Here is a 21,414-nt window from a genome sequence, read left to right on the forward strand (position 1 = left end):
GCGGGGCGCCGGGGCCCCCCCCCCCGCCCCCGCCGGGGGGCCCCCCGCGGGGGGCCCGCCCCGGGGTCCCCCCCCGCCCGGCGGGGGCCTCACCCTTTCCGGTCAGCGCCGGACACGGCCCGCGGAAGGTGTCCGGGAATGTGTCACGGCACCTTGAATCCGAGGGTGTAGGGGCCAGAGCCGGCCGAGGAGACCACCCGGTAGCGGTAGTAGCCGGCCGTGCCGGTGTAGGAGATCTTCTCGTCGGGTCCCGGGCTGTCGGAGGTGGCGACGACCGTCCAGCTCCTGCCGTTCCACTTCTGCAGGTAGAGGTCGAAGTCGGTGCCGACGTCGGCGTCCAGGCAGCCGGAGTGGAGACCCTTCGCGGTCGTCCTGTAGTACAGGCCCTTCGGCTGGTAGGCGGACGCGCCCGCGGCCAGGGTGCCGGTGTAGGTGTTCGGGAAGCCGGTGCAGGTGCCCGTGACCGGCGGCGGCGGATTGCCCGCGGTGGTCCTCAAAGTCAGGCCGTAGGCGGTGAGGATCGGGCCGATCGGCTGGAAGTAGGTGGTGCCGCCCTGGCTGCAGTCGCCGGAGCCGCCGGAGGTGACGCCCTGGGCCTGGTCGATGGAGATGAACGAGCCGCCGGAGTCGCCGGGTTCGGCGCAGACGTTGGTGCGGGTCAGCCCGAAGACGGTGCCCTGGGGGTAGGTGATGCTGGCGTCGCGCTGCTGAATGAGGCCGCAGTGGAAGTCGGTGGTGGAGCCGGAGCGGCAGACCGAGGCCCCCTCGATGGCGACCCGGGCGCCGGCGACGGACACGGTGTCGCCCTCGCCGTTGTCCACCGCCGGGGTGGCCGTCCAGTTGCTGTTGACCGCGACCCAGGAGTAGTCGTTGCCCGGGAAGGTCGATCCCTGGAAAATGCCCTGCGCGACGCGGTTGAAGCCGGCGGTGGTGTCACCGAGGTTGCCGCAGTGGCCGGCGCTGACAAAACCCTGCTGGGTGCCCTTGAGCACGGGGAAGCCGATCGAGCAGCGGGTGGTGACGCCGATGTAGTAGGCGTTGCCGCCCACCAGGTCGTACAGGGGCTGGGGAACCTCGGTGGTGGGCAGCACGACCACCGCCGCCTCGTCCACCCCCGCGCTCTCGATGAAGTTCTGGGCGTCCTCGGGTTGCGGGGAGAGGACGACGACCTTGTTCCTCTTCACGTCGACGAAGCGCGCGCTCGACACGAGCGGCTTCGGAGGTAGGGCCTCGTCGATCTTCTGCTTGATCGTGGCGAGCTCCGTCAGCGGCCTGGGGACGATCTCGACCTGGGCGCCCGCGTCGAGGATCACGGGGATGTCGGCGGCACTGGTGGTGGCCGCCACCAGTGTGTGCGCGCTGTTTCCCCTGAGCCAGACACCGCCGAAATGGGGGCCGAGCCTCCTGGCCAGCTGCAGTGCGACCGGGGTCAGGCGTTGCTCGTTGAGCAGGCGTGCCTGGGCCTGGGCCGGGGTCAGGCCGAGGTCGCGCTCAAGCGCGTCCAGCATGCCCGGCGGCGGCGATTTCAGCGCTGCCGACACGACCGGCACGGCCATGTCGGCGGACGGGGTGGCGTGCGGGGCCTGAGTACCCGCCGCCTGACGTTCGGCGCCGGCCGGCACGGCCGCCAGGGCGAGTGCGGTGGCCGTCAGGGCGCACGATGCGATAACAGTGTGTCTGCGGAACATGTGGTCTCTCCTCGACCTCTGCCTATGAAGCACGAGGGGAGATCACCGCATGTCACCGATTGATCATGCGACATGGGCAACGCCACTTTAGATCAGGTAAGGCCGCCGACGCCGCGCGCCACGCGGAAGGTGTTCTCGAACGCTTCCCGCCGCTCACTCGCCCGAGCCGACCGACCGCCAGGCCCGGTGCCGTCCGAACCGGCCATATATCCACCGGGTGCCGTTCCAGCCGGTCAAGCCCCTCGCCACGACGCCGCTCCCGCCTCGTCGATCCCCGCGACCGGGCGTCCGGGGATCAGAAGCCGTAGGCGTCGCCCAGGGCTCCCTGGACGTACTTGCGCGCCTGGTGGATACGCGACTTCGCGGTGCCCAGCGGGATCCGGAGCTGCTCAGCCACCTCGTTGTAGTCGAGCTGGCAGATGTCGCGCAGCACCAGCGCCTGGGCGAGCTCCGGCTTCTCGGCCTCCAGCGCCTCCATCGCGTCGAGCAGGTCCAGCCGGGACCCGGCGATCACGCTCACCCGGGCGACGTCCGGCTTCTGCAGCGGCAGCTCGTCCGAGCTCTGCTCGGCGGCGCGGCGCTTCAGCGAGCGGTAGGTGGTCCTCGCACAGTTGGCGGTCACGATGTGCAGCCAGGTGCTGAACCGGGCACGTCCCTCGAAACGGCCGATGTTGCGCGCCACCGCGAGCAGGGTGTCCTGGCAGGCCTCCTCTGCGTCCTGCCTGAAGGGAAGGATCCGGCCGCAGTGCCTGAGCACGGCGGGCTCGATCCGCCTCAGCAGCTCACCGAGCGCGCGGTGGTCGCCCTGGGCGGCCGATCGGGCCAGGTCCTCGGTCGTCTCGTCCAGCGCCATCACGGGCCCCCATCAGCGGTCACGGTCGCTGGACATCCTATGGTCCGGCTCTCGGACGGCGCCCCTCACCTTCTCCCTGCCAAAGCCCTCCCCTTCTTGCCGCCAAAAAGGTGATACGTCGGGCCTCATCACTTCACCTGCCGACAAGAGCTGACACAATTCGTTGAACACCGTTCTTTCGTTGACCCGAAGGGCGAGGACACCCGCTGCGGTGCCGGTTAACCTTCGAAAACAGGCGTGTCCCCAGCCAGTGAAGAAGGGATCTCATGAGCGCGATCCTGGTGGCCTCCAACCGCGGCCCCGTCTCCTTCACCCTCTCCGAGGACGGCTCGCTGTCCATGCGCAGGGGAGGGGGCGGCCTGGTCTCCGGGCTGTCGGAGGTCGCGAGGGACGTCAACGCCCTGTGGGTCTGCGCGGCGCTGTCCGACGGCGACCGCGGTGCCGTGCGGCTCGCGCCCGGCGGCAGGCTCGACCAGGCGGGCTACGACACCGGGACGGTGCGGATGCTCGACATCCCCCCGGCCACCTTTCACCGCGCGTACAACGCGGTCGCCAACTCCACCCTCTGGTTCGTCCACCACCTCCTCTACGACACCCCCAACAGGCCGCACTTCGACGCCAGGTTCCGCAGGGAGTGGGAGTCGTACCAAGCCTACAACGAGGCGTTCGCGATGGCGCTGGCCGAGGAGGCCCCGCACGGGGCGCGGGTGATGGTGCAGGACTACCACCTGAGTCTCGCCCCGGCGATGCTCAGGGGGGAGCGCCCCGACCTGCGGGTGGCGCACTTCTCGCACACGCCGTGGGCCCCGCCGGAATACTTCAGCCTGCTCCCCGACGACGTGGCGACCGAGCTCCTCGAAGGCATCCTGGGCGCCGACCACGCGGGCTTCCTCACCGACCGCTGGGGCGGGGCGTTCATGGACTGCTGCGAGACGGTGCTCGGGGCGCGGGTCGACCGCGGGGAGCGTACGGTCACGCACGCGGGCAGGACCACCAGGATCGGCACCCACAGCCTGGGCGTGGACGGCAAGGCGCTGTGGACCCGGGCCTCCGAGCCCGACGTGGAGTCGCACATGGCCGCGCTCCGCGACCAGGTGGGCGACCGCAGGCTGATCGTGCGGATCGACAGGACGGAGCTGTCGAAGAACATCGTGCGGGGCCTGCTCGCCTACAAGCAGTTCCTCGCGACCTACCCGGAGTGGCACGGCCGGGTCACCCACCTCGCCTTCGCCTACCCCTCCCGGCACGACCTGCCCGAATACCGCGAGTACACCGCGGCGGTGCAGCGCTGCGCGAAGGAGATCGAGGACGAGTACGGCACCGAGGACTGGGATCCGCTCATCCTCAACGTCGACGACGACTACCCGCGCTCGCTCGCCGCCTACCGCCTGGCGGACGTGCTGCTGGTGAACCCGATCCGCGACGGCATGAACCTGGTGGCGAAGGAGGGGCCGGTCCTGTCGCCGCACAGCGCGCTGGTGCTGTCGCGGGAGGCGGGTGCCGCCGCCGAGCTGGGCGAGCACGCGCTCACGGTCAATCCCTACGACGTCTCGGCCACGGCCGCCGCGCTGCACGAGGGCCTGACGATGCCCTCGGCCGAGCGCGCCAGGAGAGGCGGCCTGCTCGCCGCCGCGGCGACCGCGCTCCCCCCGCACCGGTGGTTCGCCGAGCAGCTCGACGCCCTCGGGTGACGATCCAGCCCGTTAAGCAGCTTTATCCCTACATGGGATAATTTTGGCTGCTATTTCACTTTTTCAGGGTACGGGGGCCGAGTTGACCGCGACCGCGCACGTCCGGCTGATCCGCGACCGCGCGACCTGGCTGATCTACCTCCAGCTCGGCGTCTTCGCCACCTACCTGTACGGTCTCAGCGCCGCGCTCCCGCTGCTCCGCCTCGACCAGGGCGTCTCCCAGGCGGTCGCCGGGCTGCACGGGACCGCGATGGCCCTCGGCGGCATCGTCGTCGGTCTCGCCCTGCCCTGGCTGGTCGGGAGGATCGGCCGCCGGGCCGCCATCTGGACCGGGATGGCCGGGATGAGCGTCGGCACACTCATGGTCGCGGCGGCCCCCACCCTGCTGCCGGTCACCCTTCTCGGGTACGGCGTCGCCAGCGGGCTCGCCTCGCTCGTCCTGTACCTGGGCATGGCCGCGCTCGACGACAGGCACGGTCCCGCGGGTCCGGCGGCGATCAGCGAGGCCAACGCCGTCTGCGTGATCGTCGGCATCGGGGTCCCTTTCGTGGTCAGCGCCGCCGCGCAGAGCGCCCTCGGCTGGCGCGCCGCGCTGCTGGTGACCTCCGTGCTGGCCGCGCTGCTCGCGCTGACCATGGGTCGCGTACGGATCCCCGAGGCGGAGAAGGCCGTCGACGGTGCCGCCACGGACGGCGAGGCCCGCTTCGGCTGGCGGTTCTACCTGGCGGCGGCCGTGCTGTTCTGTTGCGTCGCGATGGAGTTCTGCTTCAACCTGTGGGCGGCCAAGCTGTTCTCCGACCAGACCGGGCTGCCCGCGGCGGTGGCCGCGACCGCGGTCGCGGCGTTCACCGCGGGGATGGCGGCCGGGCGGCTGGCCGGGGCGTGGCTCGCCCTGCGAATCCCGCCGACCGCACTGTTCCTCGGTGCGCTCCTGGTCGCGGCCTCCGGGTGGGCGATCTTCTGGCTGAGCACGAACCCGGTCGTCTCCTACGCGGGCCTCGCCGTCTCCGGGCTGGGGGTGGCGCTGCACTTCCCGATGGCGCTGTCGCGGGTGCTGGCCGCCTCCGGCGGGCGGCGGGACCGCGCGTCGGCGATGGCCTCGATCTTCTCCGGGCTCGCGGTGGGGATCGGGCCGTTCCTGCTGGGCGCGCTGGCCGACGGGTTCGGCACCCAGCGGGCGTTCCTCATGGTCCCCGCCCTGATCGGGCTCGCCGTCGCGGGACTGCTCGTCACCGCGGGCGGACGTTCCCCGGCGGCCGTGGGCGAGCCGGCCTGAACGGGCGTTCCTCCTACGCCTCGCGCTCGACGGCGTCGGCGATCGAGGTGAGAAGCTCCAGCACCCCCGGAGGGCCGTCCACCACGATGTCGGCCTCGACCTCGATCTCCGGTGATCCGCTGAACACCGTCACACCCGGCAGACCCGAGGCCCGCACGGCCGCGAACGCCGCGAGATCTCCCAGGTCGTCCCCCGCGAACAGCACCGACCGAGCGGCCCGCTCACCCAGGAAGGCGCTCAGCGCCACCCCCTTGTCCGTCCCCGGCGGGCGCAGCTCCAGCACGAACTTGCCCGGCTCCACCGCGAGCCCGGCCCCCGCCGCCAGCGCGGCGACCGGCTCACGCAGCGCGTCGAGCGTCGCCCACGGATCGGCCGCCTGCCGGGTGTGCACGGCCACCGACCGCTCCTTGTCCTCGATCCTCACCCCTTCGATCCCCTCGACGAGCGAGACGAGCCCACCTCTGGCCAGGTCGAGACCCGGGTGAACGGGCGGGGCGGCGAGCGTGCCCGCCTCCCAGCGTTCGAGGCCGTAGTGCCCGAGCACGACCAGCCCGGGAACCTCGGCCAGGGAGCCGTACTCGACGGCCGTGGCGGCGGGGCGGCCGGTCACGATCACCACGGCGCCGACCAGACGGCCGAGCCTGCCCAGCACCTCGGCCCCGCCGGGGTGGATCCTCGCCGACGCGGGATCGGGGACGATCGGGGACAGCGTGCCGTCGAAGTCGAGCCCGATCACCGCCCCCGCCGGGTCGGCGACGATCGCCTTCAGCCCTTCGGACGTGTTCGTCGTCATTCTCGCCTCAACCTGTCGCTCGTGATCGGCCCGCCCCGACCGGTCGTACCCGGAGATCAGCGGCGCAAGCCCATTTTTCGGGCGGAACGGTCGCGGCGGCGGGTCTCGCGGAGCCTGCGCAGGCGCTTGACCAGCATCGGATCATGGGCGAGCGCCGCCGGGAGGTCGATGAGCTCGCTGAGCAACTGGTAGTAGCGCGTCGCGGAGATGTCGAAGACCTCGCGGACCGCCTGCTCCTTGGCGCCCGCGTAGCGCCACCACTGGCGCTCGAAGGCGAGCAACTCGCGCTCCCTGTCGGTGAGAGCCCTCTGCGCGGGCTCCGGAGCGGCACTGTCACCGGAACTCGGCGCGGTGTCCATTGCTTCCTCCTCCGTCGGGGGGGCACGCGGCGGTCACACCGCGCACGCGCGGCCCGAAGTCAGGATAGTCCGGAATTTCGCGCTGTTCATGACGGATGTGGAGACGTACAGTCACCTGATGTGACCTCTGTCATCAGCCTTCTCAGCGACTACGGACTGGAAGACGGCTACATCGCCGCATGTCACGGCGTGATCGTCGGAATCTCTCCCGAGTCGCGGATCATCGACGTGTGCCATCTGGTCCCCTCGGGGGACGTGCGCCGCGGTGCGGCGATCCTGGCCCAGACGATCGCCTATCTTCCCTCCGGCGTGCACGTCGCCGTGGTGGATCCCGGCGGCGGCGGCTCGCGCAGGGCCGTGGCGGTCGAGGCCGGCGAGCACGTGTTCCTTGGCCCGGACAACGGGCTCCTGTCGTGGGCGATCCACGCCAGCGGGGGCGCGCGTGCCGCCTACGAGCTGTCCAACACGGACCTCTTCCTGAAACCGGTCTCGCCGACCTTCCACGGGCGCGACCTCTTCGCCCCCGTCGCGGCGCACCTGGCGATCGGGCGCCACCCGTCCGAGCTGGGGCAGGAGATCCCGCTGGAGCGGCTGGTCTCGCTGCCCGCGCCCACCTCCGTGCTGCAGGAGGACTGCGTCGAGGGGGAGGTGCTCTCGATCGACCGGCACGGCAACGCCCAGCTCTCGATCGGCTCCGGCGACCTGGCGACGCTGGGCGTCGCGCTGGGAGAGACGCTGGTGGTCTGGCTGGGCAGGCGGCGGCTCTCGGTGCCGTTCAAGGAGAGCTTCGCCTCCGTGCCGCCCGGGGAGATCGTGGCCTTCACCGACTCGGCCGGGCTGGTCGCACTCGCGGTCAACTCGGGCGACGCCTCCCAGCGGCTCGGCCTGCCGCCCGGAGCCCACGTACGCCTCTCCCCCTGCCCATGAAAGGCACAGCAAAAGCGGCTCGGGACGAAGTCTCCCGACGCGTTATACCGTTTACCGAATTATCGTTATAACTGAAGGATCGTTTCAGCTGTAAATACACATGCCGGAATTCCGGTGACGTGTCCGCATTCCCTCGGACAATGACACCTTTTCGTTCTCTCGCTCCCCCCGGCCCGGCCTCCGACCTCGGCGGTGTCGAGGCTCACCACCCTCGCCGCCCGCGAGCAGCCTGCCCTCCACCGGATATACGAGCTGACCTGGCAGTTAAGGAATCCACAGGGGTACGGCAGAGCGGGCGCGCCCGGATCGAAACAGCGAGCGGCCATTATTCGTTCAATCACGGATCCGCGATCATTACCACAAGCTGACCATTCTTGACCCTCCAGAAAGCATGTCGCTGGATAGTCTCACTCCCGTTACTTTGAGTAGCCGCGCGCAGACGGTCCTTTCAAAAGGCCTCATACGCTGCCGCGACGATTTCCTTCCAGGGGGAACACAATGATTCGTCGTCTTCTCATCACCTCCGCGTGCGTCGGTGTCGCCGTCCTCGCGCCGGCCGTGGCCGCTTCCGCGTCCACGTCCTCCACCAGCTCCGCGACCAAGGTCACCGCCGCCTCGGTCGTCAAGGCCGCCGCCCAGGCCAAGGCCGCCAAGAAGGCCGCCGACTGCTGCGGCGTCGGCGTCGGCGTCGTCAGCGCGGCTCCCGCCTTCATCCCGACGAGCACCGTCACGTACGGCACCACCGTCATCCCCACCGCCGTGACCACCGGCTGCGGCGGCGGCGTCTACGGGGGCGGCGTGTACGGCGGCGGCGTCTACGGCGGCGGTGTCTACGGCGGCGGCGTCTACGGGGCCGGCTGCTACGGCGGCGGCGTCTACGGGGGCGGCGTGTACGGCGGCGGCGTCTACGGGGGCGGCGTGTACGGCGGCGGCGTCTACGGCGGCGGCGGCTTCGGCGGTGGCGGCATCCTCGGCGGTGGCCTCATCGGCCGTGGCGGCAACACCATCGGCGGCGGCGGCAACATCATCAGCAGCGGCAGCGGAATCGGCCACGGCGTCGGCATCGGCGGCCTTGTCGGCATCGGCGGCGTCGGCGTCGACATCCTCTAGCAGGACGGACGTCCCTTCAGAGGGTGTCCTGCGGTAAAGACGTCTCGCGGTAAAGACGTCCTACGGTAAAGCGGGCAGGGCGCGGCCTCCACAATTCCATGTGGGGGCCGCGCCCTCCGTCGTTCCCGGCCCCGCCCGCGAAATCGCTCTGCGGACCGGACCCTCCGCCGTTCTTCCGGGGATCGCCGGTCTCCTCGACGCCCTCCTACGCGTGGATCACGTCGTGGGTCTCGGCGAAGTGGCACGCACTCGCGTGCGCGGTGCCGGGCCTGACCCGCAGCGGCGGCTCCTCGACGGCGCAGATCTCCTGGGCCTTCCAGCAGCGCGTACGGAACCGGCACCCCGACGGCGGACTGGCGGGAGACGGCGGGTCACCCTGGAGGATGATCCGCTCACGGCGCTCGCGCCCCTCGGGGTCGGGCACGGGAACGGCCGACAGCAGCGCCTGGGTGTAGGGGTGCGCGGGCCGGTCGTAGATCTCGGTGTCCTTCCCGATCTCCACCATCTTGCCCAGGTACATCACCCCCACCCGGTCGGAGATGTGCCGGACCACCGACAGGTCGTGGGCGATGAAGACGTACGCGAGGCCGAACTCGTCCTGCAGCCGCTCCAGCAGGTTCACGACCTGCGCCTGGATCGACACGTCGAGCGCGGAGACCGGCTCGTCGCAGACGATGATCTCCGGCTGGAGCGCGAGGCCGCGGGCGATCCCGATGCGCTGGCGCTGGCCGCCGGAGAACTGGTGCGGGTATCGGTTGATGTGGTCGGGATTGAGACCCACCACCTCAAGGAGCTCCTGGACCCTGCGGTGCCGGTCGCCCTTGGGAGCGACCTCACCGTGGATCTCGAACGGCTCGCCGACGATGTCGCCCACGGTCATCCGAGGGTTCAGCGAGGTGTACGGGTCCTGCATCACCATCTGGATGTTGCGGCGGGCCCGCTTGAGCTCGCCGCCCTTGGCGTCGGCGATCTCCCGGCCGTTGATCCTCACCGAGCCCGAGGTCGGCCGCTCCAGTGCCATCAGGAGCTTGGCCAGCGTGGACTTGCCGCACCCAGACTCGCCCACGATGCCGAGCGTCTCCCCCCGGCGCAGGTCGAAGGAGACCCCGTCGACGGCCCTGATCGCGCCGACCTGCCTGCGCAGGACGATGCCCTGGGTGAGCGGGAAGTGCTTGACCAGGTCGCGAACCTCAAGGATCGGCTCACCCGTGGCTGCCATCGAGGACCTCCCTCCAGTAGTGACACGCGCTGGCGCGCGTGGGGCCGATCTCGTACAGCGGGGGCACGTCGACGACGCAGTTGTCCTGACGGTACGGGCACCGAGGGTGGAAGGCGCAGCCCGTGGGCATGTCGAGCAGGTTCGGCGGCATGCCCTTGATGGCGTACAGCTCCTGGCCCTTCTGGTCGACCCGGGGAATCGAGTCGAGCAGGCCCTTGGCGTACGGGTGGGCGGGCCTGCGGTAGATGTCGTGTACGAGGGCGTTCTCCACGATCCGCCCGCCGTACATGACCGCGATCTTGTCGGCGACGTCGGCCACCACGCCGAGGTCGTGGGTGATCAGGATCAGGCCCATGTCGCTCTCGCGCCGCAGCTCGCCGAGGAGTTCCATGATCTGGGCCTGCACCGTCACGTCGAGGGCGGTGGTCGGCTCGTCGGCGATCAGCACCTCGGGGTCGAGCGCGATCGACATCGCGATCATGATGCGCTGGCGCATCCCCCCGGAGAACTGGTGGGGGTAGTCGTGCACCCGCTGCCTTGCGGCGGGGATGCGGACCCGGTCCATCAGCTCGATCGCCTTCTTGGTGGCGTCGCGCCTGGAGGCGCCCCGGTGCACCCGGAACATCTCCCCGATCTGGTCGCCGACGGTGAACACCGGGTTCAGCGCGGAGAGCGCGTCCTGGAAGATCATCGCGATCCGCCGGCCGCGCACCTGGGCGCGGGCCTCCTCCGACAGGCCGAGCAGGTTCGTGCCCCGGAAGCGGATCTCGCCCCGGGTGACGCGGGCCGGCGGGGAGTCGAGGATGCCCATGATGGCCTGCGCGGTCACCGACTTGCCCGAGCCGGACTCGCCGAGCACGGCGAGCGTCTCCCCGGGGTTCAGCGAGCAGCCGACCCCGTTGACCGCCTTGACCACGCCCTGCCTGGTCACGAACTCCACGTGCAGGTCGTCGACGACGAGCAGCGGCTCGCCGCCCGGCGCCTGCCTGGAGGGCACCACCTGTGTCGAGGTCTTCTTCACGGCTCCCCCTTACCGCAGCTTCGGGTCGAGGGCGTCGCGGACCGCGTCGCCCAGCATGATGAAGGCGAGCACCGTCAGGCTCAGGAACAGCGCCGGGAAGAGCAGCGCCCACGGAGCCTCAAGGAAGCGCTCCCTCGCGTCGGAGATCATGAGTCCCCACGAGATGTCCGGCGAGCGCAGGCCCACGCCGAGGAAGGACAGACCTGCTTCGGCGGCGATGAAGTAGCCCAGGTTGATCGTGGCGACCACGATCACCGAGGCGATCGCGTTCGGCAGGATGTGCCGGAACATGATCCGCGACGCGGAGGCGCCGAGCGCCCTCGCCGCGAGCACGTAGTCCTGGCTCTTGGCGGTGATCACCGCCGCCCTCATGATCCTGTACGTCATCGGCCAGGTCAGCACGGCGAGCGCGAGCATGACGGTCCACACGTTGCCCGTGCGGAACACCGCCAGAATGAGCAGGGCGCCCAGGATCGACGGGATCGCGAAGAAGATCTCCGTGATCCGCGAGAGCAGGGTGTCCAGCGCGCCGCCGGTGAACCCGGCGAGCAGACCGAGCAGGCCGCCCACCAGCGCGGTGACGATCGTGGTGGCCAGGCCGACCACGATCGAGTTGCGGGCGCCGTAGACGGTGCGGGCGTAGATGTCGCAGCCCAGGTTGTCCGTACCGAACCAGTGGGCCTCGCTCATGCCCAGCCGGGCGTCGCCAAGCTGGCAGCTCCTGGCGTCGAACGGGTTCACCGAGGTGAACAGCGAGGGGAACGCCGCCATCACGACCAGGACGGCGATGAGGAGGGACGCCCCTATGAAGAGCGGGCGGCGGCGCAGGTCGTACCAGGCGTCGCCCCACAGGCTCGCGGTCTTGGGCGCCTTCGCGCCCCTGACTCCCCTGCGCGGTTTGCCGTGCTTGGGGCCCCCGGTCTTCCCTCCGGCCGGGACAAGGGTGTCACTCATAGCGGATCCTCGGGTCGAGCACGGCGTAGAGCAGGTCGACGACCAGGTTGGCCAGGATGTAGATCAGCACCAGGACGGTCACGATGCCGACGACCACGGGTTGCTCGCGCAGATATACGGAGCTGAACAGCTGCTGGCCGATCCCCGGCAGGTTGAAGATCGTCTCGGTGATCACCGCGCCGCCCATCAGTACGCCGAGATCGGCGCCCAAATAGGTGACGAGCGGGATCAGCGCATTGCGCAGCGCGTGCCGCCCGACGATCCTCCTGCGAGGCAGGCCCTTCGCGACCGCGGTGCGGATGTAGTCGGCGCGCAGGATCTCCACCAGGCTGTTCCTCGCGAGCCGGGTGAGGTAGGCGATCGACGTCCCCGCGAGCACGAAGCCGGGCAGCAGGTAGCTGCGCCAGCCCTCCGTCACGCCCGCGACGGGGAAGAGGTCGATCCCCGCCTGCTTGAGCTTCACCCCCAGCAGCAGCTGGAGCACGAAGCCGGTGACGAGGGTGGGGATGGAGATCAGCACCAGGGTGGAGGCGAGGATCATCGAGTCGCCGGCCCTGCCCTGGCGCAGCGCCGCGTACAGGCCGAGCCCCACGCCGATGACGGCCTCCATCACCAGGGCGGTCGCCGCCAGGTTGATGGTCACCTGGAACTTGCCCGCCATGATCTCGCCGACTCCGACACCGGCGAAGGTGGTGCCGAAGTCACCGCCGAACAGGCCGGTGATGTAGTACCAGTACTGCACCAGGAACGGATCGTTCAGGTGATACTGCTCGCGCAGGATGGCGACGATGTTGGGGTCTATGCGCTTCTCGCCGGCCAGCGCCGCGATGGGGTCGCCGGGCAGCGCGAAGACGATGGCGTAGATGAGCAGGGTGGCGCCCAGCAGCACCGGTATCGACTGGATCAGGCGCCTGAGGATGTAACGGCCCATTCGTGTCTCCCGTAGGTGCCCGGGACGATCTCGCTGACCGGCGGGTCGCGCGGTGCCGCGAGATCGTTCCGGGCGGCCGGTGGGGCAGGGCTCCCGCCCGCCCCCTCAGCCGTTCGTCAGCCGGTCTTCTCGACCTCGGCCCACTCGATCTGGTTGAGAAGGTTGATCTTGACGCCCTTGACATGCTGGGAGAACGCGGCGTTGGTCCGGTAGAAGTACACCGGAATGTAGGGAAGTTCCTTGATCAGGATGTCGTCGGCCTGCTGGTAGAACTTCAGGCCCTCCTCCTGCGTCGAGGCGGTGTCACCCTTGGACAGAAGCTCGTCGAACTCCTTGTTCGACCAGCCGGCGTAGTTGGAGCCGGTCTTGATCGCGACGGTGGAGAAGATCGGGGTCAGGTAGTTCTCCGCCGACGGGTAGTCGATCGCCCAGCCCATCCGGAACATGCCGCCGTAGGTCTTCTTGTCGAGCTCGTCGAGGATCGAGGCGAACTTCTCGAAGGGCTTCACCGTCACCTCGATGCCCAGGTTGGCGCGGAGGCTGTTCGCGACGGCCTCGATCCACTCCTTGTGCGGGCCGTCGGTGTTGTAGCCCAGCTCCAGCGTCTTGGGACCGTTGTTCTCCGCGTACTGCGCCTTGGCCTTGTCGGGGTCGTAGCCGCAGGCCGCGCAGGCGCCGGCGCGGTAGCCGTCGAGGAGGGGGTTGATGAAGTCGTCGGCCGGGGCGCGCGTGCCGGAGAAGACCTTCTCCGCGATGGTCTTGCGGTCGATGGCCATGGAGATGGCCTCGCGGACCTTCACGTTCGCGTACGTCTTGTTGTACTGCATCGGGAAGCCGATGTAGCCGACGCCGGCGTCCGCCTCGTCCATGTAGCGCTCGCCGAGCTCGGACTTCGCCCTCGCGATCGCCGACGGGGGCAGCGAGTCGTGGATGTCGAGGTTGCCCGCGGCCAGGTCGTTGAACGCGGTCTCCGGGCTCGTGTAGAGCTTGAACTGGAGCTTGGCGAACTTCGGCTTCGTCCCGGCGAAGGCGTCGTACCGGGTGAGGTCGATCGTCTGGTCGGTGCCCTTGTTGTAGGGCTTGTCGATCTGGAAGTAGCCCTGGCCGATCGGCTTCCTGGCGTACTCCTCGGTGATCTTACCGTCGGGGCCGAAGGCCGCCTTGGGCAGCGGGTAGAACGCCGTGTAGCCCAGCATCGTCTTGAACTGCGAGAACGGCTTGCCGAGAGTGACGGTGAAGGTGCTCTCGTCGACGACCTTGAGGCCCTTCATCTCCTTGGTGGAGACGGTCTGGCCCTCGCCGGGGTTCAGGTCGGCCCAGCCGTCGATCCGGCTGAAGAAGCCGTTGGCGCCCTGGACGTTGTCCTGGTTGGCGGCGTAGTTCCACGCGTCGACGTAGTTCTGCGCGATCAGCTTCTCGCCGTTGTGCCAGGTGTAGCCCGGCTTGAGCTTGATCGTCCACACCGTGTTGTCCGGCGACTCGATCGACTCGGCGACCTCGTCCACGACCTGCTTGTTCTCGTCGTAGCCGACCAGCGGGGCGAAGATGGCGGCGAGGACCTCGGAGCCTTCGGACTCGGTGGTGTCACCGGGATAGAAGAGCTTCTGCGGCTCACCGAGCTCCATCCGTACGGGCTGGTCGGCCCCTGCCGCCCCACCGTCCGGGGACGTCGAACCACCACACGCGGTCAGCGCGAGGGCGAGCAACGCGGCGCCGGCGGTGAACCGGGCACTCTTGGTAACACGCATTGCGGTAAATCCTCCCTTTGCAGGCTTGCGTCGACACTGAGCTCCGTGACCCCGAGCACCGCGAAGGAGGATCTTGTGGTCCCTGCTTCCCGCTGCCGTTGTCCGGGTGCTGACGCCACACCGATCGCTCGCGACTATCCCCTACTGCTCCACACCGACTTATATCTGTGATGTTGCAGTTCGGTCACGCATTGACTGACTCGATGTCATATGCCTGTCAACTCAACGAGACCAAGACCTCGGATGTACATGAAAACGACATCCAGGCACACGTAGGACGTGAACGGTCACGCCAAAATACCCCCGCGCCGACACTGATCGCATCCGTTGCCCTCCCATGACCCTGACCTGGGCCTGCGCTGACCTGACCGCGAAGGGCCAGGTCTCCCGCAGAAGAACCGCACAATTGCCCTGGAACCTGTTGCCCGGAGATCCCGTCCAATGTGTGCGGCGAACCCCCGCCGCAGGCACTTCATTCACTCGCATCCAATAGAGTCCTTGCCATGAGCCAGCCGGAATCCGCGATCGCGGACGCCCAGGCGGGCGGCCCGAGTAACGGCACCCCCGCCCAGGGGCAAGAGCCGCTGGCCAAGCTCGCCGCGCGTCACGGTCTTCGGCGTGCCATCGCACGCCCGAGTCTGCCCGTCTATCTGCGCCAACTGTGGGAACGACGCCACTTCATCACGACGTACGCCACCTCGCGCAACGTCTCGAAGTACAGCAACTCGGCCCTGGGCCAGCTGTGGCAGGTCCTCACCCCGTTGATGAACGCCGCCATCTACTTCCTGATGTTCGGCGTGATCCTGGGCGCGAGCAAGGGCATCCCCAACTACCCGGCCTTCCTCATCACCGGGATGTTCGTCTTCACCTACACGCAGCGCTCGGTGAGCAGCGGCGCGAAGGCGATCTCCGGCAACCTGTCGCTGATCCGGGCCCTGCACTTCCCGCGCGCCTCGCTCCCGCTCGCCTACACGATCCAGGAGTTCCAGCAGCTGCTCATCTCCATGGGCGTGCTGTTCGGGCTGGTGCTGATCACCGGTGAGAAGATCACCCTGCTGTGGCTGCTCATTCCGGTCGCCCTGGCGCTGCAGACCATGTTCAACGTCGGTGCGAGCCTGGTGCTCGCCAGGGTCGGCTCCACCGCCCGCGACCTGAACCAGCTGCTCCCCTTCATCATGCGCACCTGGCTCTACGCCTCCGGGGTCTTCTTCTCCATCGAGGACAGGGTCGTGGGCCCCAACGGCGCCGGCCTCCCCCAGTGGGTCGCCGACGTCATGTACTTCAACCCCGCCGCCGCGTACATCGAGCTCATGCGGGACCTGCTCATGCACACCCACCCGGCCCGTCCCTACATCTGGGCGGTCTGCGTATTCTGGGCGTTGTTCGCTCTGCTCGGCGGCTTCTGGTACTTCTGGCGAGCCGAGGAGAAGTACGGCCGTGGCTGAGTTGACCGAGGAGCTGTCCCGAGTGAAGGCCGAGGAGCCCGCCGTGCCGAGCACGGACGTCAGGGTGCACCCCAACCCGGAACCCGCCCCTGTCCCCGAGGGCGCCCCCACGGTCATCGTGGACGACCTGCACATCATCTACCGGGTGTACGGCGCGGCGAGCGACGTGGAGAAGGGCAACGCCGTCAACGCCCTCATGCGCCTCGTCAAGCGCCAGGGACGGCCGCAGATGAAGGAGGTGCACGCCGTGCGCGGCGTCTCCTTCGTGGCCCGCCACGGCGACGCCATCGGCATCGTCGGCCGCAACGGCTCCGGCAAGTCCACGCTGCTGCGCGCCATCGCCGGGCTGCTGCCCCCGCACTCCGGCGCCGTCTACACCGACGGCCAGCCCTCCCTCCTCGGCGTCAACGCCGCGCTGATGCGCGAGCTCACCGGCGAGCGCAACATCGTGCTCGGCTGCTACGCGATGGGCATGAACCCCAAGCAGGTCAAGGAGAAGTACGACGACATCGTCGACTTCTCCGGCATCGGGGAGTTCGTGCAGTTCCCCATGTCGACATACTCCTCGGGCATGGGCGCCAGGCTCCGTTTCGCCATCGCCTCGGCGAAGTCCCACGACGTGCTGCTCATCGACGAGGCCCTCGCCACCGGTGACCGCGAGTTCCGGCGCAAGAGCCAGGACCGCATCAAGAAGATGCGCGACGAGGCCGGCACCGTCTTCCTCGTCGCCCACAACCTCGACGTGATCGAGGAGACCTGCAACCGGGTCCTCTGGCTGCACAAGGGCAAGATCAAGATGGACGGCGACCCGAAGACGGTCCTCGCCGCCTACAACAAGGTCTGATCGCGCCCGCGACGGGAGCCCGATCACGCGGGTGATCGGACGAATCCGAGCCACGAGCTCGACCGGCGGCCTTCGACGACACCGGTCCGATCGACGATCACGCGCCCTTTGACCACGGGTCTCCGATCACGCGGTCTTCGATCACCGGGGCGTTGATCGCTACGCGGTCCGTGGGCAGGGCAGGATGAGAAGCGACCGACAAGACGCTTCCATCGGAGGTGAATCGTGTCCACGCGGCCACCGATTCCATATGACTTCCTGCCCCAGGTCCCCGCGCTGACCGTCGAGAGCGACGACGTCCGCGACGGTGAGCGCATGGCGGAGACCCACGTGTTCAACGACTGGGGCTCCACCGGCCAGAACGTCTCTCCCCACCTGCGCTGGTCCGGCGCTCCCGAGGGCACCCTCAGCTACGCCGTGACGTGCTTCGACCCCGACGCCCCCACCGGCAGCGGGTTCTGGCACTGGCTGCTGTTCGACATCCCGGCCGACGTGACCGAGCTGCCCGCCGGCGCGGGTGCCGGTGACGGCGGCGTGGGCGTGCACGGGCGCAACGACTACAGCCACAACGCCTACGGCGGCGCCGCACCGCCGCCCGGCGACCCGCACCGCTACATCTTCGCGGTGCACGCCCTCGACGTGGAGAAGCTCGGTGTCGGCGCCGACGCCCCGCCCGCCGTGGTCGGTTTCAACATCACCGCCCACACTCTGGCCCGCGGATACGTGACGCCCGAGTACCAGAACTAGCGATCCGGCACGTCCCCGGGCGGGACACGGGGGGCAATTGACTGACAGCGTGTTCGGTGTTCCGGTATGATTCGAACGTTGTTTCGATCCAAGGAAGCCGTCATGGAGTGGGGGCGCGCGATGCGAGAGCTGTCCACCGCGATCGACCACCTGTCCGTCGAGGACCCATCAGAGATTCCGCGTCTCCAGCTGACCGAGCAGCTCATCGAGCTGCACTGGCAGATGGCCAGACTCCAGGCCGAGATCGCCCGTCGCACCTCCGTACGAGGCCCGGGACGCTGAGCCGGCGGGGAGGCCGGGTCGGTGGCCACCGACCCGGCCTCCCCCCGTTTCGCCGGGCCTCCGCCGGCCAAGCCCCACGGGGCCACCTGGGCCCACCGGGAGGCGGGACAAGCCGCCGAGAGGACGGCGCCGAGGGCGGATCAGGCAGAGAGCCGCTGGGGGGCGGCGGTGGCGAGCTCGAAGGGGAAGCGGTCGGCGAAGGCCGGGCGCAGGTCGGTGAGCCACACGGCGTTCGGGTCGTACCTCGCGAAGAAGGGGCGCCCGACCAGCTCGGGATCGCGCGCCTGGATGAGGTGGAGCACGAAGACCTTCTGCCCCGCGACCTCGGCGACGCCGTCCAGGCAGACCTTGCCGGGCGTGGCGGACATCGACGGGCCCCGCACGGTGCGGCACAGCCCGGAAACGCTCGCGTAGGCGTCCCTGAAGATCTCATAAGCCCTCGCGAGCGGCACCGCGAAGTAGTCCTGCGGTCCGGTGTCGCGCTCGACGAACATGTAGTACGGGACCATGCCCATGGTGAGCTGCCTGCGCCACATGGCCGCCCAGGCCCCGGGGTCGTCGTTGATCGACCGGATCAGCGGCGCCTGCGTCCTGACGACCGCGCCGGTGGCGGTGATCCTCGCGACGGCGGCCTCGACGATCGGGAGTTCCAGCTCTCTGGGGTGCGAGAAGTGCGCCATGAAGGCCAGGTTCTTGCCCGCCTCGACCACGGAGGCGAACAGGCGGAGCGTGTCGTCGCTGTCGGGGTCGGAGACGAACCGCTGCGGCCAGTAGGCCAGTGACTTGGTGCCGATGCGGATGGATTCGAGCTGCTCGACGTCGAGCAGCGGCTCCAGGTAGCGGCGGAGCACCGGCTCACCCATGATCATGGGATCTCCGCCGGTGAACAGCACACTGGTCACCTCGGGGTGGTCCTTGAGATAGCGGAGGAGGGCGTCGACGTCGTCGGAGGCGAACTTCAGGTCGGGCTCCCCGATGAACTGTGCCCACCGGAAGCAGTAGGTGCAGTAGGCGTGGCACGTCTGCCCCTGCTTGGGGAAGAAGAGCACCGTCTCGGGGTATTTGTGCTGCATGCCGGGCACCGCCTCCCCTGCGACGCGCGGGACGTTGAGGTCGAGCTGCCCGGCGGGATGCGGGTTGAGCCCCGCCCTCACCTTGTTCGCGGCCGCCTGGATCTCCGCGTTCCCCGCCCCGGCCTCCAGGAGACCCGCCAGCCTGGTGACATCCGCCTCGGGCAGCATGTCCTCCTGGGGGAAGACCAGCCGATAGATGGGATCCTCGGGGATGGCGGACCAGTCGATGAGCTGATCCACCACGTAGGCATTGGTACGGAAGGGTAACACCGTGGCCACCGCTCTGATCCGGAGCCGCTCGGCGTCGTCCAGACCGCCTCTGCGCAGCAGGTCGTCGAGATGTTTCACGGTGTAGGCACGGAACCCACGCTTGGCGCCTTCGTTCAAGATCACCAGTCCTTCGCCGAGATTTTTGTCGCTGTCGCTGTAAACCTTGCCAGCCTTTCGCGCGTCACGTGCACGTTACATACACGACGTAAATCGACCTACGGTCGGTTCCATATCTAGGTAATTTCTTCTGCCGTGATGGATATCGCGATATATCTTGAATAGCCGTACACTCGCAGTCATGACGTCCTACGACCCCGTTCTGCGCGCCTCGGACGCCGACCGCGACCATGCATCCGCAGTGCTGAGTGAGGCATTCGCCGCCGGCCGCCTGACCAGCGTCGAGCACGCCGACCGCCTGGAAGCCGCCTACGCCGCCGTCACGATGAACGATCTCGCCCCCCTCACCCGCGACCTGCCCGACACCACCGCTCCCGCCCGCGTGGCCACCGCCGAGCGGCAGGAGGTCGCCGCCGTCTTCAGCAAGGTCGTGCGCGGCGGGCGCTGGATCGCCGGGCGGCACACCGCGCTGAGCGCCACCTTCGGCGCGCTGATCGTCGACCTGTCCGAGGCGGTTCTCCCCGGCAGGGAGATCACCCTTGAGGTCAACTCCTACTGCGGCAAGCTGATCGTCAGGGTCCCCCGCAACGCCCATGTCATCGACGAGGTCGACGCCCTGTTCGCCAAACGCGCCGTCTCCGGCGGCACGGGCGACGGAGAAGGGCCGGTCATCAGGGTTGTCGGCCGGGCCGCCTTCGGCAAGATCATTGTCTCGCGGGAGAGAAGCGACTGGAATCTCCCCGGCACTCCCTGATCGACCCGACGGACCGATCAGGTCCTGAACCCGCCTACGATGCGGACAAACCATCCCGCACGAGGTGACCGCTTGCCTGAGACCCATGCTCCCGGCGTCATGCCCATCGCCCTGGACGCGATGGGCGGCGACAACGCTCCCGACGAGATCGTGGCGGGAGCCGTGCGGGCGGTACGAGAGCACGGGATCTCCATCGTGCTCGTCGGCGCTCCCCGCCCCCTCGCCGAGGCGCTCTCCCAGCACGACGCGACCACCGAGATCCCGATCGTACGAGCCGAGGAGGCCCTCGCCATGGACGAGGGCGCGCTCGCCAGCCTGCGCCGCCCCCGCTCCAGCATCGCCGTCGCCTGCCACCTCGTACGGCGAGGCGACGCCTGCGCCGTGGTCTCCGCAGGCTCCACCGCCGGGATCGTGGCGACGGGAAAGCTCCGGCTGCGTGGCCAGCCGGGGGTGCTCAGGCCCGCCATCGCCGTCGCCCTGCCGACCAGGCCCACCCCGACCGTCCTGCTGGACGCCGGGGCGAACGCCGAGGTCAAGCCGGAAATGCTGGTGCAGTTCGCCCACCTCGGCGCCGCCTACGCGGAAACCGCCCTGGGCATCGAGAGCCCCAGGGTCGGCCTGCTCACCATCGGCAGCGAACCGGAGAAGGGCAACAAGCTCGTCAAGCGAGCCCACGAGCTGCTGTCGGCGGCCCCCGGCCTCGACTTCGCGGGCAACATCGAGGGGCACGACCTGCTCACCCGCACCGTGAACGTCATCGTCACCGACGGCTTCACCGGCAACGTGGCACTCAAGACCATGGAGGGCAGCGTCCGCTACGCCTTCTCGGAGCTCCGCGAGACGATCAACGAGAGCCGGACGGCCAGGGTGGGCGGCCTGTTGCAGAGGAGGCGCATCAGGGAGCTCTACCGGCGGCTCGACCCCGAGGTCCACGGCGGAGCCGTACTTCTCGGCCTGAACGGCACCGTGGTCATCGCGCACGGCGCCTCGCAGGCGAAGGGAGTGAGCGCGGCCTGCGTGCTCGCGGCCACGCTGGCCCGGGAGGGCGTGGTCAACCGCATCGGCGAGCGCCTCGCCTCAGCCCCCCGCCCGCACCGCCTCTGGGGACACCCACGCGTGCTGCCGTCTCCGGTGCCCCCCACCCACGGCACCGTCTCCGGTGACACCCAGGCATGACACCGTCTCCGGTGACACCCGCGCCCGGCAACCGCAGCCTCTCCGGCGACACCCGGACGGCCCCGCGCACACGGCCATCCGGCGACACCTACGCCGGTCCCATCCGCCACACCGACATCCGCACCGAATCCCCAGC

At 69.2% G+C, this 21,414-nt stretch carries 20 protein-coding genes; 10 read left to right on the forward strand and 10 right to left on the reverse strand.

All coding sequences use genetic code 11. The features are described 5' to 3' along the window. Window positions 1-143: 143 nt before the first annotated feature. Together ABZ664_RS38710 and ABZ664_RS38715 are read right to left on the reverse strand one after the other, a co-directional pair. Window positions 144-1,688, reverse strand: coding sequence for a S1 family peptidase (locus ABZ664_RS38710; RefSeq protein ID WP_362522137.1), 1,545 nt, complete (start codon window positions 1,686-1,688; stop codon window positions 144-146). A 295-nt stretch (window positions 1,689-1,983) separates the two neighbouring features. Then, window positions 1,984-2,541, reverse strand: a complete 558-nt coding sequence (locus tag ABZ664_RS38715) for an RNA polymerase sigma factor (protein WP_350950281.1) — start codon at window positions 2,539-2,541, stop codon at window positions 1,984-1,986. 266 nt (window positions 2,542-2,807) lie between these two features. On the opposite strand from ABZ664_RS38715, the gene ABZ664_RS38720 reads away from it, so the two are divergent. After that, window positions 2,808-4,232 carry a trehalose-6-phosphate synthase gene (locus ABZ664_RS38720; protein ID WP_362522139.1) on the forward strand — a complete coding sequence of 475 codons (1,425 nt, stop codon included), beginning with the start codon at window positions 2,808-2,810 and terminating at the stop codon, window positions 4,230-4,232. An 82-nt stretch (window positions 4,233-4,314) separates the two neighbouring features. Then, window positions 4,315-5,508 (forward strand): MFS transporter, encoded by a 1,194-nt coding sequence (locus ABZ664_RS38725; protein WP_362522141.1) that lies wholly within the window; start codon window positions 4,315-4,317, stop codon window positions 5,506-5,508. A gap of 13 nt (window positions 5,509-5,521) precedes the next feature. Here ABZ664_RS38725 and otsB read toward each other — a convergent pair whose 3' ends face one another. Both otsB and ABZ664_RS38735 read right to left on the reverse strand, forming a co-directional pair. Continuing rightward, window positions 5,522-6,301 (reverse strand): trehalose-phosphatase, encoded by a 780-nt coding sequence (gene otsB / locus ABZ664_RS38730; protein WP_362522143.1) that lies wholly within the window; start codon window positions 6,299-6,301, stop codon window positions 5,522-5,524. 56 nt (window positions 6,302-6,357) lie between these two features. Beyond that, entirely contained in the window at window positions 6,358-6,660 is a 303-nt protein-coding gene (locus ABZ664_RS38735) for a DUF3263 domain-containing protein (RefSeq protein WP_362522145.1), read from the reverse strand. Window positions 6,661-6,780: 120 nt separating this feature from the next. Between ABZ664_RS38735 and ABZ664_RS38740 the strand changes: the two genes are divergently transcribed. Together ABZ664_RS38740 and ABZ664_RS38745 are read left to right on the forward strand one after the other, a co-directional pair. Next, the gene (locus ABZ664_RS38740) at window positions 6,781-7,587 is read left to right on the forward strand and encodes an SAM-dependent chlorinase/fluorinase (protein WP_362522147.1); all 807 of its coding nucleotides are present in this window, start codon (window positions 6,781-6,783) and stop codon (window positions 7,585-7,587) included. 498 nt (window positions 7,588-8,085) lie between these two features. After that, window positions 8,086-8,697 carry a hypothetical protein gene (locus tag ABZ664_RS38745; protein ID WP_362522149.1) on the forward strand — a complete coding sequence of 204 codons (612 nt, stop codon included), beginning with the start codon at window positions 8,086-8,088 and terminating at the stop codon, window positions 8,695-8,697. 205 nt (window positions 8,698-8,902) lie between these two features. On the opposite strand, the gene ABZ664_RS38750 is transcribed toward ABZ664_RS38745, so the two are convergent. The 5 genes from ABZ664_RS38750 to ABZ664_RS38770 all read right to left on the reverse strand — a co-directional run bounded on the left by ABZ664_RS38750 (window position 8,903) and on the right by ABZ664_RS38770 (window position 14,570). Next, a complete protein-coding gene (locus ABZ664_RS38750; RefSeq protein WP_362522151.1) occupies window positions 8,903-9,916 on the reverse strand; it encodes a dipeptide ABC transporter ATP-binding protein in 1,014 nt (337 codons plus the stop codon). Next, entirely contained in the window at window positions 9,900-10,937 is a 1,038-nt protein-coding gene (locus ABZ664_RS38755) for an ABC transporter ATP-binding protein (RefSeq protein ID WP_362522153.1), read from the reverse strand. Before ABZ664_RS38755 ends, ABZ664_RS38750 begins: the two co-directional genes overlap by 17 nt. Before the next feature lie 9 nt (window positions 10,938-10,946). Beyond that, complete coding sequence (locus ABZ664_RS38760; RefSeq protein WP_362522155.1) at window positions 10,947-11,891, reverse strand: ABC transporter permease; 945 nt, start codon at window positions 11,889-11,891, stop codon at window positions 10,947-10,949. After that, entirely contained in the window at window positions 11,884-12,822 is a 939-nt protein-coding gene (locus ABZ664_RS38765) for an ABC transporter permease (RefSeq protein WP_362522157.1), read from the reverse strand. The genes ABZ664_RS38760 and ABZ664_RS38765 overlap by 8 nt, the downstream gene beginning before the upstream one ends. A gap of 116 nt (window positions 12,823-12,938) precedes the next feature. Next, window positions 12,939-14,570: an ABC transporter substrate-binding protein gene (locus ABZ664_RS38770; RefSeq protein ID WP_362522159.1), complete on the reverse strand. Its 1,632-nt coding sequence runs from the start codon at window positions 14,568-14,570 to the stop codon at window positions 12,939-12,941. A 503-nt stretch (window positions 14,571-15,073) separates the two neighbouring features. On the opposite strand from ABZ664_RS38770, the gene ABZ664_RS38775 reads away from it, so the two are divergent. The 4 genes from ABZ664_RS38775 (at window position 15,074) to ABZ664_RS38790 (ending at window position 17,888) form a co-directional block, all read left to right on the forward strand. After that, window positions 15,074-16,015, forward strand: a complete 942-nt coding sequence (locus tag ABZ664_RS38775; RefSeq protein ID WP_362522161.1) for an ABC transporter permease — start codon at window positions 15,074-15,076, stop codon at window positions 16,013-16,015. Next, window positions 16,008-16,859 carry an ABC transporter ATP-binding protein gene (locus ABZ664_RS38780; RefSeq protein ID WP_362522163.1) on the forward strand — a complete coding sequence of 284 codons (852 nt, stop codon included), beginning with the start codon at window positions 16,008-16,010 and terminating at the stop codon, window positions 16,857-16,859. The genes ABZ664_RS38775 and ABZ664_RS38780 overlap by 8 nt, the downstream gene beginning before the upstream one ends. 225 nt (window positions 16,860-17,084) lie before the next feature. Continuing rightward, window positions 17,085-17,606, forward strand: a complete 522-nt coding sequence (locus tag ABZ664_RS38785; protein ID WP_350950267.1) for a YbhB/YbcL family Raf kinase inhibitor-like protein — start codon at window positions 17,085-17,087, stop codon at window positions 17,604-17,606. Window positions 17,607-17,708: 102 nt separating this feature from the next. After that, window positions 17,709-17,888 carry a hypothetical protein gene (locus ABZ664_RS38790; protein WP_329086969.1) on the forward strand — a complete coding sequence of 60 codons (180 nt, stop codon included), beginning with the start codon at window positions 17,709-17,711 and terminating at the stop codon, window positions 17,886-17,888. A 140-nt stretch (window positions 17,889-18,028) separates the two neighbouring features. Here ABZ664_RS38790 and ABZ664_RS38795 read toward each other — a convergent pair whose 3' ends face one another. Then, the gene (locus ABZ664_RS38795; protein WP_362522166.1) at window positions 18,029-19,354 is read right to left on the reverse strand and encodes a lysine 2,3-aminomutase; all 1,326 of its coding nucleotides are present in this window, start codon (window positions 19,352-19,354) and stop codon (window positions 18,029-18,031) included. A 175-nt stretch (window positions 19,355-19,529) separates the two neighbouring features. On the opposite strand from ABZ664_RS38795, the gene ABZ664_RS38800 reads away from it, so the two are divergent. Beyond that, window positions 19,530-20,102 (forward strand): DUF1707 domain-containing protein, encoded by a 573-nt coding sequence (locus ABZ664_RS38800; protein WP_362522168.1) that lies wholly within the window; start codon window positions 19,530-19,532, stop codon window positions 20,100-20,102. Window positions 20,103-20,201: 99 nt separating this feature from the next. Beyond that, window positions 20,202-21,278, forward strand: a complete 1,077-nt coding sequence (plsX, locus tag ABZ664_RS38805) for a phosphate acyltransferase PlsX (RefSeq protein WP_362522180.1) — start codon at window positions 20,202-20,204, stop codon at window positions 21,276-21,278. Window positions 21,279-21,414 lie beyond the last annotated feature (136 nt).

This window comes from Streptosporangium sp. NPDC006930, from assembly GCF_040635605.1.
Taxonomy (GTDB): domain Bacteria; phylum Actinomycetota; class Actinomycetes; order Streptosporangiales; family Streptosporangiaceae; genus Streptosporangium.